This is a genomic window from Legionella gratiana (genome assembly GCF_001467695.1).
GTDB classification, from domain to species: Bacteria; Pseudomonadota; Gammaproteobacteria; order Legionellales; family Legionellaceae; genus Legionella; species Legionella gratiana.
This window is the reverse complement of sequence record NZ_LNYE01000009.1, coordinates 81,694-98,412: the sequence shown is the minus strand read 5'-3', so window position 1 is coordinate 98,412 and position 16,719 is coordinate 81,694. Positions and strand designations below refer to the sequence as shown.

The following is a 16,719-nucleotide window of genomic DNA, read 5'->3' as shown; positions in this document are numbered from 1 at the left end:
CAGCAAATTACTGCTTGGACATTTCAGGAGTAGGAACGTAATTATACCCAGCCGCTAAATCTTGATACAAATTAACAACAGTCATTAATTGCTCTAACTTGTGCTGATTGACCTCTAGCGCAAGCTCATCTAATTTCACCTTTTCTTTAATCAAACTCAGATGACTGATAATTCCTCTTTGATATAAGGTTTGATTTAAATGATAAGCATTGCTCAATTCTCGCTCTGCTTTTAATACATCATTAAGACGTTTGGTGTACAATTCATGGGCCGACAAATCATTAGTTACATCTCTAAGCACCTTGCGCAAAGTATTGCTGTATCGAGAATAAGATGCTTTATCTAATCCTTTAGCTTTTATTAATTGCCCATAGGTTGATGCTTTTAAAAAAGGAACTTCAACGATAGCCTGGTTAAAATGAATCGCCTGGCCTAATTGCCCTCCATTTTCAACTTTAGCAATTTCACCCCGAGCCATTGCTAAGTTAATTGCAGGTAACAAATGGCTAAAAGCACTACCAATCCCTGTATTAGCAGCATATAACTCTTGTTTCGCTTGTTCCATATCAGGTCGATTTTCAATGATATTTATAGGAAGCGCACCGATAATCATTTTTTGACCATTTAAATCCTTGAAAGGACGATTCACTAGAATCTGACCTGGATTTTCATCCAATAAATAATGCAATGCATTTTCACTGACTATAATATTGTGTTGCACTACTCTTTGTTTTGCTTGAATTAAAGAAAGCTCGGTTTTAGCGAGATCTAATTCGGTTCGCGCATATAAACCACCTTGATACATAGTGCGGGCTATGGCAATTAACTTAGAAAGGTCATGCTCTAATGCATGCAGTAATGTCAATTGCTCTATCTGGCTCAAATAATTAAAGTAATTGCTGACAATCTGACTCATTACAGCAAGTCGAACACCCAGATACATCGCTTTTGTAGCTTTTAATTCATATTTGGCTTTTTGTTGTTCTTTAATCTGCTTAAAAATATTAATGGTATAAGTAGGCACTACAGTGAGCAAAACACCTGGGAAACCTAAATAAGGAAATGAAGAATATCCTGCATTTCCAGTAACCTCAGGAATCCAACTCATCTGCACACGCTTTAATTCGCCTTGAGCTGCTTCAATATTAGCAACAGCAACTTTAATATCGTTATTATAAATTAAAGCGCTATCAATAAGTGAATCTAAATTAGGATCGTTAAATTGCTTCCACCATGCAAAACACGGTAGGTTTTCATTAGAGTTCGTGTAATAAGTATCTTTAACAGCCCACTGATCGGGAACAACTAATACAGGATTTTGGGCGCGCTGAATGCAAGAGCTCATGATAAAACTCAAAGTCAGTAAGCTAATTGTCCTTATTAATTTATTCCCCAATGTATTTTATCCTTTGGTTTTGGTTTTCTCGGGTAAGTTGCTCCAGTATATTTTGAGTTTCTAATTCCAGTAGCTCATTACGATGAGGTGCTAAAACGAATAATCTACGGATATTATGATATGCTTGGTGTACCACAGAATTAAAAAAAGCCAACTCCTCAAGGAACTTTACTTCTGGATGGGTATCATGCTTTGCCGCATCAACAAAAGCGTATAAATCCAACATATTAGTATTCAAACTAATACTTGCTTGTAAATAACTACTGTCGCGCATTGGACGCTGGATAACTATCTGAAAGAGTTTATTTAAACGCGTGATAATTCTTTTTTGCAAATCAAGATAAAATTTACGCGATAATTGACTGCCACGAAATATAAAAAACTCAAACATAACGCACAATAAAAAAGCAACAACGGTGGACAATAGGTAGTCAAAAAAGAAATTAGGAACAGCGTAATTAGTTCCTCCATAATAATCAGTACCTAATGAAGTCAAAGTCACTGTAAAAATAGTAGGAAATGCATAAAGCTTACCTAAAGAAAAATAAGCCATAAATACGATAAAAGGAATAACAACTAAGATTAAGCGAAAATCTATTTGTCCCATAATCCACAAAAAATAGGAGAGAAGTAATCCAAAAACAGCCCCCCAAAATCGATGAATGGTACGCAGTAAGCTTGCCCCTCTTTCAAAGCCTGCATAAATCATCATTACTGCAAAGCCTATCCATCCGGCATGAGAGTATCCCAATAATCTCTGTACTGCCAAAGCTGTTGCAAAAACGATACAGATCTGTAATGCTCGCGTTTTACGATAATCTACAATTTTAAACACAGATAATTCCAAGAATATACTAGTTTATTTAAAATCACCCAAGGTGTTGCCGCTAAATCACAAGGCCGCTCTTGTTCCACGGCATGTTTCAATACTTGAAGTTTTTGAATAAATAAATTAACCGTTTCATGTTCCATCATAATCGTATCTGCTTCAATAACACAAACAAGTAAATGTAATTGATTCATGAGTAAATTTATTTTCCAGATGGAGCGAAGTGGAAAAGTGCGAGGTAGCATCCTAGCATAACGCACTAAATGGGTCGTATGACCACGAACTGGATCAAAAATAATTCGTTGATTGGCAATCATTAGAGATAAATGTTCCGTAATTTGTGTCATCAGCAATAACAAAGCTCTTAGCCACAGACGATAATAATAGCTGCGAGGAAAAAAGGCTAATGCAGCAAAAACAACTACTAAAGCTATAAAAGTGTTCAAGCAATTATTTAAAATTTCATAAAAACTCGTATTAATCTCTCCATACAACAAAGAATAAGCACCCAAACTTAAAGCAACAGGCGCAATAACCATAGTATGCATTCTGCTGTCAATAGCGAGTAAATACAGCAGAAGAGAATAAACAAATGCAAGAATAGGAAAAAACGGTGTAACAGAAAAAAAATCAAAAAGAAAAGCACTAATAGCAGACCACAAGATACAATAAAAAAGCAGCAGATTCTTTTTCTTTGGAGTATCACCCACCACTTCTGCAGCCATTGCGGTTATCGGAATATAAAAATAATAAAAATAGGGGTTAGGAATTGAAAAAACAAAATTAACAGCAAAGAGGATCAACAAAACATACGCGGATTTCAATCCATTAACACGATGATTCCCGTATGGATCATAAACTTCAATGATGTGAGTGAGTTTTGATATAAACATAAGCACTAGCACCAGGATGAAGGGGATATTTAGGATCTGGATCAAGAATTTCTATCTGAATTGGGAAACGTTGTGGTTCCAAAAGCCATTGATTATTGCTACTCACTTTTTGCTGTTGCGTACGGGGATCGGTCGTTTGTCGGTCCGCAGCCCATAGGGTATTGACTATCCTTCCATGAAAGATTTTATTAAAATAATACATCCGAAGCATGATATAAACTTCATCACCTGGCCTTACTCGCCTTAGGTCAGTTTCATATAAGTTTGCTTGTACCCACCATGCTGACGTATCGATAAATGAGAATAAAGGCTCATGAATTTTAACCGGTGTACCTGGACCAATATAAAGATTATCAACTACGCCATCGGCCGGAGCTCTGACTGTAGTTAAATCAAGATTAACGCGAGCGTTATGTTTTTCTGCTTTGAGTGCTTTAATGAGCTTTCTTTGTTGAATGATTTGCTGATCTTCAATAGCAATTTGCTTTTTTAGTGAATCCATCTTTTGTTCCAGCGAATGCAAATCATAATCAAGTGTACGCACTTCGAGTTTTGACAAAGCTTCACGTACACTAGGCGCTTTTTTTAATTGATATTCAAACTTAGCTTTTTCGTAAGCATATTTTGCTGCAGCTAATAATGTTTCAGTTTTTTGGGTTTGGCGATTAATCACTTTAAGTGATTCTATTGCTTCTTCATAGCGTGCTGTTGCATATTCATAAGTTAAACGATAAGGTTTCTGATAAACTTCAAATAAAGGTTGATCCTTTTTAACAATACTCCCATTATGCACATAAATTTTAGTAATAAAACCGGAAACATCTGCTGCTATAGGTGTCACATTAGTCACCACAAAAGCATGGCTTGTAAAAGGAATTAAATAAGAAAAAATATGATAAATACCAATTAAGACACTGATAACAATCACAATGACAGGTAAATTAATCTCATTTTTCGAGACTTTAAATATCCTTTTCATGAAATACCTTTTTAAACAGATCCCTAGTTAATTTACAGTAAACAGCGATTTTTTCCAAAACCGCTACAAACAACGTATTATAGAGCATGAGGTAATTTTGCAAATGCGTTTAAGAAACTTATTTTTATTTTAGTGATCTTGTATTGTTATACTTAATAAAGATTATGAGGTAATCATTTGTATATGTATCAGGGAGAGAGCATGTTACGCGAAATCAAGATTCAAACCGTAGAGATTACAGTAGTACGGATTTATACCTTAGAACAAGCCCCAAATATTCCTTCTATTTTAAATTATTTACAAAATGACGCTAAAATTCGTGGAATAAGCATTTTTCGCGCTATCAGTGGCTTTGGTGAAACAAATGCCCCTAATAACTCTTTTTTAGATGTACCCTTTTCTCTTCCTTTAGTCATTGAGTTTTTTGATGAGCCAGAAAAAGTTACTACAGCTTTAGAATACTTAACAACCATAATAAAAAAAGAACATCTTATTTTCTTCCCTGCTCAAGCAAATGCTTAAAATAATTGATACCGCTCTTTTATATAGGAGTAACTATGTCTTCTCAATTACAATTATTTAGTAACCTGGAACCAATGCTCCTTCAATATAAAAATACAAATGCTCAAACAAGAAAGACTCTATTGCTTGATGTAATTACCACCGTACAAAAACTATCTGGAGAAATTACCTCTACGAATGAAGCGAAGGAGCATTATAAAGTATTATCTTATGCGGCGACATTAATCAATTATGCCGACGCTTTGAATCGAATGGAACATCAACAGTTCTTTGATATTTTGATTGATTTCTATAAAATGGACTTAGATGATGAATTGCAGGATTGGTTTGAATTTGGTTCGCCAGGACAAATGAGACTGAAAAAACCGATTTCTGCATACACTCCTGAAATTTGGAAAAAATTTCGTACCGCTCAAAAAGCCCATCTTAAAAAAATTAACAAAGAAGATGATTTTGATTTAGATCAACTGGATATTAATCATCCTCCAGTAAATCAATTATATCCTATTCAAATTCAAATGCTCGGTAAGCTTTTCAATGAATCTGTAGATAGGATAAGTATCAATGCAAAAGGACAAATTCGTTTTGCAAAACGTTTTGGTTTTTATCTATTACCAGGTGGGGGTATGGTTGAAATGAGTCATTCGACCAAAGCCAATAATTTAGAGCATAAAATGCTCGAAGAACATTTGGAAGAAGAACATGCCAATCTTTATATAAAGGCTGCACCATTATATAACGAATTGGATAAAGCTGTATTTGACAAACGTTTATTAGAAACTTTAGACAGCAAACAAGCTCAATCGTTACCTAATGAGTTTCGAATAAATTTAAAGGAAATAGCTGGAGATGAAGATACAAATGCTGCACGTCTGCATCACTTGGTAGATGCGATTGACGCACAAAAAGAGAAGGAGCAAAATGACTCTGTAAAAAAGTCATTAGTTGAATTACGTGCTCTTATTCAAGTACAAACTTTTGAGTTAACTCCTTTATTTACTGAAGCTTTTGAGTACATTAAAACAAATGCGAAACGTGTAGACATTCAACAATATCTTGATACACGTGCCGCAGGTGGCTTTCAAATGTCGCACACCTTTATAATAACCCAACCCTTAGAAAAGTGGTTTAAGGAGAAATTCAAGGGTGTAGATGGTGAATTTGGAGATGACATTAGCGGCTCTGAAACTGAAAAATTGACTTTGCTTGAATGCATAGCCAAGTTTAGAACAATTAAATTTTCTCATCTATTAATTGGGCTAGCAGCCTATAATGAATTTTTGGATAATAATTCATTACAAATAGACTCTGTGTGGGATAATGGCCAATTTGATGCCGCTCGCAAAGCTATTGTTTCTGAAGCAGCCAAATTGTTACATTAACGTGTTTACAAGTGATTATAAAAAGTTATGAGAGGCATGGAAAGAATTCTAGAATTATTCTATCCTTAATATGCTTAAGTGATCTTAAGCTTATTTTAAACAAATTTTTATAAGGATAGTAATAATGGATGCATGGAATAGTGTAATTTTTATGAAAAGTAACAAACCTATGTCTGCTATGAATGAAATGGCAAAATGGGATGGTGTAAAAAGAATGTGGTCTACAACAGGTGAATGGGATTGGTGTATTCAATTAGATCCCAAAATATCATCTCCTGAAAAAGCGGAGGCTTTTGTTGCTCGAATGCGTGAAGGACACTGGGCAACAGAAACCAAAACAAATTGGTGGAAAGAAGTTCCCGCAAAATAGGAAGTCAGCTCGGAGCAAAATGCTCCGAGCTCTAGTGACTCACCTCTCAAATCCAATGTTCACCCTACAAAACCCTCTCAATCTGATTTTTCTTTAAAAAAATTGCAAATATTTTATACTTAAAATACATGGATTGTGAGGTCAACCCAATGAAGAATACAAAAATTGATTTTAAAACAATCTTTGAGTCTACGCCCGGACTGTATCTTATTTTAGACAAAAATTTTACAATTATTGCGGCCAGTAATAGTTATCTGCACGCCACTATGGTGACTAGAGAGCAAATTATTGGAAAAAATATATTTACAGCGTTCCCAGATAATCCTGAGGATCCTCACGCGACGGGAGTAAATAATTTACGTGCTTCATTAAACAGGGTTTTAAAAAATAAAACCTGTGACACAATGGCAATCCAAAAATATGATATTCGTCGTCCTGAAGAAAAAGGAGGAGGATATGAAGTACGGTATTGGAGTCCGATAAATTTACCTATTTTAGATGCCAATAACAGAATTAAATACATTATTCACCGAGTTGAGGATGTTACCGAATATATCCAGCTGAAAAAATCGCGTTCTGAACAACTAAAAATAATGAAAGAACTGCGTACTCGAACAGGAGAAATGGAAATTGAAATTTATCAACGCGCCCAAGAAATTCAAACAGTCAACAAACAATTGCGGGAAGCTAATAACCATTTAGCCTTACTTGATCAAACGAAAACGCAATTTTTTGCAAATATTAGCCATGAACTACGTACCCCACTGATGTTAATTTTAGGGCCAATAGATATATTATTACAGGATAAATCATTAACACCCTCACAAATAAAAAACATACAATTAGTTAAAGAGAATGCTCTTCTATTATTAAAACATGTGAACGATTTGTTAGATATTGCAAAATTTGATGCAGGGAAATTAAAAATTAATTATTACAACATTGATTTTGTACGTCTTATTAAAAAAATTCTATCTTTATTTGAAGCAGATATTGAAGCAAAAGAACTACGAGTTTCTTGTAACCTCCCTAAAAAATTATTCATTCAAATTGATAGTGAAAAAATTGAGCGTGTTATTCTCAACTTACTTTCTAACTCAATAAAATTCAATCCAATTCATGGAGAAATTAATCTTAAGTTACATAAAAAAAAGGATAATGCAGCATTTTATATTGAAGACAATGGTCCAGGAATCCCTGCAAAATTTAAAGAAACAATTTTTGAACGTTTCTTTCAAATGGAAGAAAGCTTGTATCATTCCACAGGTACTGGCTTAGGACTTGCAATCGCAAAAGATTTTGTTGAATTGCATAATGGTACAATTAAAGTGCGGAAATCAAAATTAGGTGGTGCTCGTTTTGCCATTCAAATTCCATTAAAAGCCCCAGAAAATCAACTCGTACACGATAAACAACCACCGTCAAGAAAGCTTGAGACAGCGCACGGCGTAGATAAACAGCAAAAAACAGATAGGATACCCACAAAAGGAATAGGAAATTTCAACCGCCCTCTTGTTCTAATAGTGGAAGATAATTTAGCAATGAATGAATTTTTGTGTGAAATTCTAAGTAACGATTATCGCATTGTCTGTGCTCAAGATGGTAAAGAGGGTTTAGATAAAGCTTTTGAGTTACTTCCTCATGTCATTATTACTGATATCATGATGCCTAAAATGAATGGAATAGAAATGGTCCATGCTATAAGACAACATGCCCCTCTACTTTCCACCCCTATCATGATTGTAACTGCTAAAACAGACGATGATCTTTGTGTCCGTATACTCCAAGAAGGCGCCCAAGACTATATGGTAAAACCTTTTTCTATTCAAGAACTTAAGGCAAGAGTCGCTAATTTGGTTTTAGTAAAAAATGCAGAAGATGAATTAGAACGTTTTGTTTATTTAGCGTCTCATGATTTAAAATCGCCATTACCCGCAATAGAACATCTCGTTTCGTGGATAGAGGAAGATATAGGGAATCAATTGACTCCTCAATCCAGGAAGTATTTATCTTTTTTACGGAAACGTGCCTACCGCATGTCGAACTTATTGGATGGACTATTAAAATATACTCAAGCTGGAGTGATACATTCAAAAATTGAAAAAATTAACTTTTCCGAATTAGTAAGTAGTGTCGCCTACAGAGTTGATGCTGCGAATGACTTCGATATTCATTGTGATCGGTGCACTTTTGCTATCGAAGCAGAAAAGACACCATTGCAAGAAGTCCTTTACGAACTCATTGATAATAGTGTGAAACATCATCATCTTCAGAAGGGGCACATTAAAGTGGGCGTTATTGAAAAGAACTCACATTATGAGTTTTTTGTTGCTGATGATGGGCCTGGAATAGAAGGTGCTTACCAAGATCGAATTTTTCAGCTTTTTCAAACACTACAACCTCGCGATGTTTTAGAAAGTAGCGGAGTAGGACTGAGTATTGCCAAAAAAATTGTTGAAACTCAAGGTGCCAATATATGGGTCGAGTCCGGTAAAAACCAAGGTGCTGTATTTCATTTTACTTGGCCAAAACGAATTGACCATTGATGTTAATTATTGAACTGATCTCATTTGGATCCGTATCAATGCTGGCATTTTATGGGATAAGATTTAGCGACACAAAAGATATTTCCATGCTTTTTACGTCGAATTCACGTAAATTTACGGCTTTACGTTATAATGAAAAAAATTGCTACTTTATCAGAGTTAAAATGCAAAATACATCGATGCAAGTTACGCAAGCCTATCAAGAAGTCATTGAACTTCATGTCCAAATTGAAAATTTATTCCACAACAAAACTATGGACGAAACTCGATTGCCGTTCTTAAGTTATTTTCATCCGTATTTTACTATAATCCAACCTGATGGAATCTTAAGAGATTTTATATGGCTTAGCAATTGGTACGCTAAGGCAGCAGGTTCTCGCCCGCAAGTAACAATTAAAATTGAACATTTTAAAGAAATTTTTTCTTGTCCAGAAAATATTATTGTTAGCTATGAGGAACTTCAGCAACTCACCGAAAAGGAGCAGTTGAGACGTTTATCCACAGCAATTTTTATTCCAACAAACAATCCAAAACAACCATTGCTTTGGCGACATTTACATGAAACGTGGATAAAGCAGTAGAAATAACATGAATAAAATAATACTTTTAAAAGACAACACATTAGCGCAAACCGACACGCTTATTACATTACTAAAAAACAATAAAAATCTAGAAATTATAGAGTTTCACCCCCCCTGCCTAACTCGCTAGAAGAGATAACCAAAAAGGAAAAAACGGTACTTATCGCTTTTGGGAACCAATGTGAGTTGGGATGGAATCTATCAAGTAAGATTGATTCATTTAAAGCAATAGTATTCTAAACAAACGCGCTATTGCGCGCAAATTTGTTACATTTTAATACAAATAAATTGGGGATTTGGCAAATTATAAAAACTATAAGTAATATAAGCGAGGGCGTATTCTAGACTATTGGAATACGCTCGAGCTTTCTTCATGGTTCAAATTTCTACAACTTCATCAGGCCAAACGCTACATTGCACTTGTCCAATATGTTCCTTTTGTAAAAAAAGCATCACTAAACGAGATTGACCAATACCACCACCGATTGTTTGAGGTAAAGCACCGGAGAGTAATTTCTGATGCCAATCAAAATCCAAACGATGTTGGTAACCGGTCAATGCCAATTGATATTTTAGCATGGCTTCATTGACTCGAATTCCCATAGAAGAAAGTTCAAAAACATCCTCTATTACCGGATTCCAAACTAGAATATCTCCATTTAACCCAGTTAATCCTACTTCATTCACCGAACTCCAATCATCATAATCGGGAGCACGTAAATCATGAGGTTTGCCATCGGACAAAGCTCCCCCTATTCCAATTAAAAAAACTGCTCCATATTTTTTAGTAATCGCTCGCTCTCGTTCTTTAGGCGATAGATCGGGATATAAGCCAAGTAACTCTTCCGTATAAACAAAATGTATGTATTGGGGTAAAAATCGATTTAGACCGTAAAGATCACTAACAGCTTTTTCTGTTTCTTTTAGTGCTTCATAAAGTTCAATGACTGTTTTCTTCAAATAACTTAAACAACGGTCCTTATCATCTATAACCCGCTCCCAATCCCATTGATCGACAAAAACCGAATGGGTAGCACTTAACACTTCCTCGTCAGGTCTTAAAGCGCGCATATGAGTATAAATACCTTCTCCAGCTTGAAAAGCACACTCCCCCAGTAACTTTCTTTTCCATTTAGCTAATGAATGCACAACTTCATACCTACGCCCAGGTATGGCTTTAACCTTAACAGAAACAGCTTGTTCTGTACCTGAGAGATTATCTTGTATACCATCACCTACACAAGCTAATAATGGTCCTTGCACTTCAAGGAGACCTAATTTTTGTTCCAATTCCCGCGAAAAAAAAGTTTTAACAAAGCTTATTTGCCTTTGTTTTTCAATAAATGACTGTTTCATCATGTTACCTCAGATTATATGAATGTTATATTATATTGAATTTTCCAATTATTTTTATTGTTAAAATAAAATAAACATTGATATACAAGATTTAATTTAATAAAATTTAATTTTTATTAAATAATATTTAAAAATTAACAATGAAAGACCTAGAAAATTATCAAATCGATGATTTGGATAAAAAAATACTCCATGCATTAATGAAAAATGCACGTACGCCTTATGCAGAATTAGCCAAGGCATATGCTGTAAGCCCTGCTACGATTCACGTGCGTGTAGAAAAAATGCGGCAAGCGGGTATTATTGAGGGAGTGCATGTGCATATTAACCCAAAACGATTAGGGTATGATGTTTGTTGTTTCATTGGAATTACTCTGAACCATGCAAAAGAGTACCAATCTACTCTTAAAAAATTGGAAGATCTGGAGGAAGTCATCGAGGCTTATTACACTATTGGCCATCATTTTAATATTTTTATTAAAGTAATGTGCCAATCAATAGATGCGCTACAACAACTCTTAGTGAATAAAATTCAATTTATCGATGAAATACACTCAACAGAAACACTTATCTCACTGCAAAATCCCATCATGCGCTCAGTAACTCCTTAAAACAACAGTTTTGGATTTTACAGAAGGTCATCATGCATTGTTCTAATAAATCACGGAATATTGATCCTTAAACTCTCAATATAGATTTCTTCTACGAAGCAAAGGACATTACGCAATTCCGGGCTATTTATTTTTTTCTGCTATAGCATAAAGTTGAATGTAGCGATAAAAAAAGTGATTTATAACCTAGGAGATTTAATATCGCTACAATTTAATTGTATCACTCAAAACTTAACCAATTATTAATAGTCTTTATACTTTTTGATAAACTGAAAACCCTCGCACGATACACTTGTATTGCCTTGAAGAATTGCTGCCAAGATTTGTATTTGATTACGCGATAATGTATCGAAGCCGCTTAATTTAGCAACAGAAGGCCATAATTCAATCGATTGTGCATAATATTGCGCTCCAGTTTGGATCACATAACACAAATTATCATTCTCATTACTTGCCAACACAGCAGGGGAAACGGTTTGAAAATCAGCATATGAATTACCATTAGCAACAAAGCTCAATATTTTTTGATATATTTGCACCAAATTACTGTTCAAAAAAGACTGTTGATTCAAACCTTGATTACTGATAATACAAGTTCCACTATCAGCACATTGCTGCATTACGCTGTATGAAAAAGCAAAATTGGGCTTTGAATTTTCCGCTTGCATGGGAAAATAGGGACTGATTGGAAAATCAAGCCACGTATTTTTCCAAGCGGCATAATGCTCATTTATAGCATTTGACAAACAATTCTGTTGCGCAAGATCCGTATACCCTGCACTAATTAGCGTATTTTCCGCATTTGGATCAGCCCATGAAATAAAAGGTTCATCAGTTGCTGAAGCACAAGAAGTAATACTGATCTCTCTTATCAATGGTTCTGCATCATAAGTATAACCGTTTATATCTGTTGTATTTGCCAAGGCAGATAAAAAATTTGTCCAGTTTTCTAAGTAATCATCTTCCCACCAATGAGCCACTGAACCCTTCTGGGTTATAGTACCTTTTTGAGCAACAATATTAATTGGCTCATTTCCATTTAAATTTTTTACCCAATTTGGAGCAGTAAATCCCGCCCACACCCTCAACTTAGCATAAATCTTTGCATTAGGATTGGCCTGATTATACGCATTTATAGCACTAAGTGCTTGATCAATACTTGTTGTATCGAGCGTAATAATACCGTTTTCATCAGGTGGATTAGGTTGTAACTGAGCCCAAGTAACATTTATTACTGTACCACCAAATAGTTGTACTGTATTAGGCAATGTTAATTTATCTAAAGAATTATTTGGAGATGGAGGATCGATACTATCCTGCTGGTTATAAAAAGTAATATCCCCCATGTTCACCAGACCTTGTACTGGAGGTTTATTGGGGGTAACCGCAAAACACTGACTCGTTATTGTTAACGCCGTTAGCGTTGGTAAAACTATTTTATTAATGAAATTCATAATCATATATAATAAAAGTCAGAATGATTCATCTGAGATCAATACAAATGAGGTATTCTATAGATAAAGTTTATAAATCACCAGTACTTTTCTTTAACATCCTCACCAGCCATTAGATGCATCATCAAACATGAACATCGCCATACGACAACTCGCCAATATATTTAGGGGAATAAAGGCACGCATAGGCGAGCCATCCAAAAAATACAGCAACGGTTGTAATCACAGCCCATCCGGGAATTGGACCTAATGCGGCATTTTTCACGATTCGACTGAAAGACATCCCCATCTCCTGATGTGTGCCGATATTTTGGAGCTTTGGGGAAGATATTTTTAGGATCCATGCCATTAACAAAATAAGGAACATCCAGATATAGTTTCTACGCAGCCGTCGTGAAATTGCGGCACGGAGACTCATAAGAAAGCGTGGTTCACGTAAGTCTTGTCCCAGAGTTTCTGCCCAGTGCTCCTCAATTGCTCTGGCCGCAGTGAACATCGGAGCGAAATAGTGTCGCTCAATGAGACGCACACGTCCTCTGTAGACATCAAAGAATCGATATCTTCTTGACTCTATGAGCAGAAGTAGCAAAACGAGTATCATCGCGAACAGCAGGACCCCATGATGTGCCAATGCAGTTGAGAGTGAGAGTGAAAGCATTGCGGCTACAGCGGTGATTGCCCAGTTAGTGGTTCGATCGATTCGGTCTCGCCAGCCGGCCATGCGACCGATCTCAGCTCGATGATAATGAGCTAATACAGTAATAAATTCAGCTGATGTTGTCGGAAGTGGCGGGTTTTGGAAACCAGCTATGAGCTTTTCACCCATTTGTTGTTTTTCATATTCCATCGCTATCTCCAAGGCTCTTCACATGAGCCTATTGGTTAATTCTTATTTCCGGTAAAGTCCGATACAACCATAATCAAACAACATATAGATACTCGTAAACCGTTCAGATTGATATTTGCCATCATAAACAATATGAGTGGTGTAATCCATGCATCTCTTTTTTAGGATTATTCTACTCGATATAACCACTGAATGATGGATCATTAAAATACCTGATATTGATTGACACCTAATAGTTAATGCATAATTTACACGCTTCATCATTTAAGAAAAAGGAATTTAGTATGAAATTTTCAGAAGTAAGACAATTGTTTCCAGGATTAATGAATAAAGTTTTTTTAGACGCAGCTTGTGTTAGTTTACTTCCTGTTCCTTCTAAGCTAGCAATTGATAATTTTCTAGATATAGCTTTGCACTGCTACGCTGAAGATGCCTCATCACATCACATTCAAATGGATAGATTGAGATTAGAAGCCATTGATGAAGCCGCAAAATTACTTCAAGTTAACGTCAAAAATCTAGCTTTGATTGAAAGCACTACGTTTGGATTAAACATAGCCGCAAACGCTTTAAATTTAAATCATGGCGATAATGTATTGATAGCGGATTCCGAATTTTTGCAAGTTTCTATTCCTTGGATCAAAAAACAAGAAAGCAAGGGCATAGAAATTAAACCAGTTGAGACACAAAATGGAAAATTAACTATTAATGAATTTGAAAAGAGGATAGATAAAAACACAAAAGCGATTTGTGTATCGGCAGTACAATGGTGCACAGGGTATCGAATTGATCTCGAAGCACTAGGAAGGCTATGTCAACAAAATAAAATCTGGTTAGTTGTAGATGGAATCCATGAAATGGGTGCCATGGAAGTCAATCTCCAAAAACACTACGTCGATTTCTACATTGCTGGTGGACATAAATGGCTAAATTCACCTTTTGGCTGTGGGATAATGTATCTCTCTGACCGCGTCTTAAATGAACTCTCGCCTAATTCTTTCGGTTATTTGTCCCTCGAAGAACCACAAGGAGGATGGGGAACTTATTTTAGGACACCTTCTATTACTCCTTTTCAAGCTTTTAATTTTTCTAAAACTGCAAAACAATTTGAGATTGGTGGTACATCAAATTATGTAGGCGCAATTGGGCTGGGAAAATCCATTTCACTTATTAATCAAATTGGAATTAAGTCCATTGAATCAAGAATTCGTGAACTAAGTAATTTATTACATCAAGAGCTTAACAAGCTAAATGTCTTTAAAATTACTCAAGAAGATGAAGCCTCACAATCGGGCATTACCGTGTTCAGTTTTTATAATAATGCCGAAAAAGACTTAGCCCTACTTAAAGCATTGCTAGAAAAGAAAATATATTTATCTTTGCGCTATACATCAAATGTAGGTGGACTAAGAGTATCTACCCATTTTTTCAATAATGAAGAAGATATTCAAAAGTTAATTCATGCAATTCGTACAATAACAAATTAGAGACCTTACCTATAAGTAAATTTTTGCAGGAGCAGAGGCAATGAGGATTGCTATTATTGGCGCGGGCTTAACTGGACTAATGTTATCACTTTATCTAGCCCGCAGAGGATACCAGATCGATATTTATGAGCAACGTCCAGATCCTAGAATGACAACACATCGCTTTGACAAAGGACGCAAGATGAGTATTGACCTATCATCTCGTGGGTTATTATCTTTAACAGAAATAGGTTTGGCTGAAAAAATACTAAGTAAATCCGTTCCAATGCGCGATCGAATCATTCATTTACCTAACGAAGAAATAATCTCTCTTGCGTATGGAAAATATGAGAATGATTGCATTCATACCGTATCACGCTCCCAACTGCATTTTGATTTACTGCACGAAACTGAATCCGTACCAGCAATCATGGTACATTTCAATCAAGTCTTTGTTGACATGGATACAACATCAGGTGAATCTATCCTCTTCGATAATAATTTAAAAAAACAGTATAACATCAAACCATTTTTTCTTTTTGGATGCGATGGCGCCAATTCAATGGTTAGGAAGTGTATTGAAAAACAAAAAGAGAGTACGTTTCAACACAGTTATTTTCCATATCAATATAAAGAATTAACCATACCCTATTTGGAAAATCACCCGCTACAACTTGAAGCCATGCACATGTGGCCTCGTAAAAATAGCATGTTAGTTGCACAACCGAATTATGATCATTCTTTTACATGCGCATTTCTTTTACCGAGTACAGGTGAATATAGTTTTGAAATGTTGGAGAAAGATCACCCACCGCAGAAAATGCTTACTTACTTTAAAGATCAATATTCAGATGTCTTTCCATTCATTAGCAATCTAGAAAATGATCTTTATAATAATCCCATAGGTTCATTAGTTACAATTAATGAAGGTCATTGGAACTTAGATAAAGTTGCATTAATGGGCGATAGTATGCATGCGATGGTACCTTTTTTGGGGCAAGGATTAAATTGTTGCTTTGAAGATTGCTATTTATTTAATCAATTTTTGGATAAATATAATGATGACTGGCAAACAGCTATTCCCGCTTTTGAAGAACTAAGAAAAAAAGATACTAATGCTATTACTATTATGTCACTAGAAAATTATCCTGAATTATTCGATTCTGATTTACAAAAATCGATATTGTTGCGTGAGATAGAACATTATCTTATGGTAAATTTTAAAGACTCTTTTGCTACATACCACAATTTAACTTGCTTTAGTTTACACTCATACAGTTATATCAATTCCATTAGACTCATTCAGAAAGAAATGATTAAAGATATCTCACAAACTATCAACAATATCAAAGAACTAAATAAAGAAAAAATACAACTGTTTTTAGAAGATTATCATAAAAAAATCTGTGAAATGAATGTTATGAACTGAATAATACCTCTCAGTTGATTTAACCCATGATAAAATCATGCTAATATGTATATTTTAT

Annotated in this window: 15 protein-coding genes; 8 read left to right on the top strand and 7 right to left on the bottom strand. The window is 35.2% G+C overall.

Annotation, left to right across the window (positions count from 1 at the left end; all coding sequences use genetic code 11):
* Nucleotides 1-7 precede the first annotated feature (7 nt).
* The 4 genes from Lgra_RS04315 to Lgra_RS04300 are packed head-to-tail and all read right to left on the bottom strand — an operon-like array spanning nt 8 to nt 4,097.
* Complete coding sequence (locus Lgra_RS04315) at nt 8-1,345, bottom strand: TolC family protein (RefSeq protein WP_058498053.1); 1,338 nt, start codon at nt 1,343-1,345, stop codon at nt 8-10.
* A 40-nt stretch (nt 1,346-1,385) separates the two neighbouring features.
* Nucleotides 1,386-2,231 carry an FUSC family protein gene (locus Lgra_RS04310; RefSeq protein WP_238584349.1) on the bottom strand — a complete coding sequence of 282 codons (846 nt, stop codon included), beginning with the start codon at nt 2,229-2,231 and terminating at the stop codon, nt 1,386-1,388.
* Nucleotides 2,216-3,118, bottom strand: coding sequence for a hypothetical protein (locus tag Lgra_RS04305; protein WP_058498051.1), 903 nt, complete (start codon nt 3,116-3,118; stop codon nt 2,216-2,218). The genes Lgra_RS04310 and Lgra_RS04305 overlap by 16 nt, the downstream gene beginning before the upstream one ends.
* Complete coding sequence (locus Lgra_RS04300; protein ID WP_058498050.1) at nt 3,087-4,097, bottom strand: HlyD family secretion protein; 1,011 nt, start codon at nt 4,095-4,097, stop codon at nt 3,087-3,089. The genes Lgra_RS04305 and Lgra_RS04300 overlap by 32 nt, the downstream gene beginning before the upstream one ends.
* 201 nt (nt 4,098-4,298) lie before the next feature.
* On the opposite strand from Lgra_RS04300, the gene Lgra_RS04295 reads away from it, so the two are divergent.
* The 5 genes from Lgra_RS04295 (at nt 4,299) to Lgra_RS04275 (ending at nt 9,498) form a co-directional block, all read left to right on the top strand.
* Nucleotides 4,299-4,619: a DUF190 domain-containing protein gene (locus Lgra_RS04295; RefSeq protein WP_058498049.1), complete on the top strand. Its 321-nt coding sequence runs from the start codon at nt 4,299-4,301 to the stop codon at nt 4,617-4,619.
* Nucleotides 4,620-4,654: 35 nt separating this feature from the next.
* On the top strand, nt 4,655-6,001 hold the full coding sequence (locus Lgra_RS04290) for a hypothetical protein (RefSeq protein ID WP_058498048.1): 1,347 nt from the start codon (nt 4,655-4,657) through the stop codon (nt 5,999-6,001).
* A gap of 124 nt (nt 6,002-6,125) precedes the next feature.
* Nucleotides 6,126-6,371 carry a hypothetical protein gene (locus Lgra_RS04285; protein ID WP_058498047.1) on the top strand — a complete coding sequence of 82 codons (246 nt, stop codon included), beginning with the start codon at nt 6,126-6,128 and terminating at the stop codon, nt 6,369-6,371.
* A gap of 149 nt (nt 6,372-6,520) precedes the next feature.
* A complete protein-coding gene (locus tag Lgra_RS04280; protein WP_058498046.1) occupies nt 6,521-8,917 on the top strand; it encodes an ATP-binding protein in 2,397 nt (798 codons plus the stop codon).
* Between the two features lie 86 nt (nt 8,918-9,003).
* On the top strand, nt 9,004-9,498 hold the full coding sequence (locus Lgra_RS04275) for a hypothetical protein (protein WP_238584348.1): 495 nt from the start codon (nt 9,004-9,006) through the stop codon (nt 9,496-9,498).
* 378 nt (nt 9,499-9,876) lie between these two features.
* On the opposite strand, the gene asnA is transcribed toward Lgra_RS04275, so the two are convergent.
* Nucleotides 9,877-10,857 carry an aspartate--ammonia ligase gene (gene asnA, locus Lgra_RS04270; protein ID WP_238584347.1) on the bottom strand — a complete coding sequence of 327 codons (981 nt, stop codon included), beginning with the start codon at nt 10,855-10,857 and terminating at the stop codon, nt 9,877-9,879.
* 137 nt (nt 10,858-10,994) lie between these two features.
* On the opposite strand from asnA, the gene asnC reads away from it, so the two are divergent.
* A complete protein-coding gene (gene asnC, locus Lgra_RS04265; RefSeq protein WP_058498044.1) occupies nt 10,995-11,465 on the top strand; it encodes a transcriptional regulator AsnC in 471 nt (156 codons plus the stop codon).
* 242 nt (nt 11,466-11,707) lie between these two features.
* On the opposite strand, the gene Lgra_RS04260 is transcribed toward asnC, so the two are convergent.
* Together Lgra_RS04260 and Lgra_RS04255 are read right to left on the bottom strand one after the other, a co-directional pair.
* Nucleotides 11,708-12,919 (bottom strand): hypothetical protein, encoded by a 1,212-nt coding sequence (locus Lgra_RS04260; protein ID WP_238584346.1) that lies wholly within the window; start codon nt 12,917-12,919, stop codon nt 11,708-11,710.
* Between the two features lie 124 nt (nt 12,920-13,043).
* The gene (locus Lgra_RS04255; protein WP_058498043.1) at nt 13,044-13,766 is read right to left on the bottom strand and encodes a DUF2270 domain-containing protein; all 723 of its coding nucleotides are present in this window, start codon (nt 13,764-13,766) and stop codon (nt 13,044-13,046) included.
* 284 nt (nt 13,767-14,050) lie between these two features.
* Between Lgra_RS04255 and Lgra_RS04250 the strand changes: the two genes are divergently transcribed.
* Both Lgra_RS04250 and Lgra_RS04245 read left to right on the top strand, forming a co-directional pair.
* Entirely contained in the window at nt 14,051-15,253 is a 1,203-nt protein-coding gene (locus Lgra_RS04250) for an aminotransferase class V-fold PLP-dependent enzyme (protein WP_058498042.1), read from the top strand.
* A gap of 40 nt (nt 15,254-15,293) precedes the next feature.
* Nucleotides 15,294-16,661: an FAD-dependent oxidoreductase gene (locus Lgra_RS04245; RefSeq protein ID WP_058498041.1), complete on the top strand. Its 1,368-nt coding sequence runs from the start codon at nt 15,294-15,296 to the stop codon at nt 16,659-16,661.
* Nucleotides 16,662-16,719: the final 58 nt, after the last annotated feature.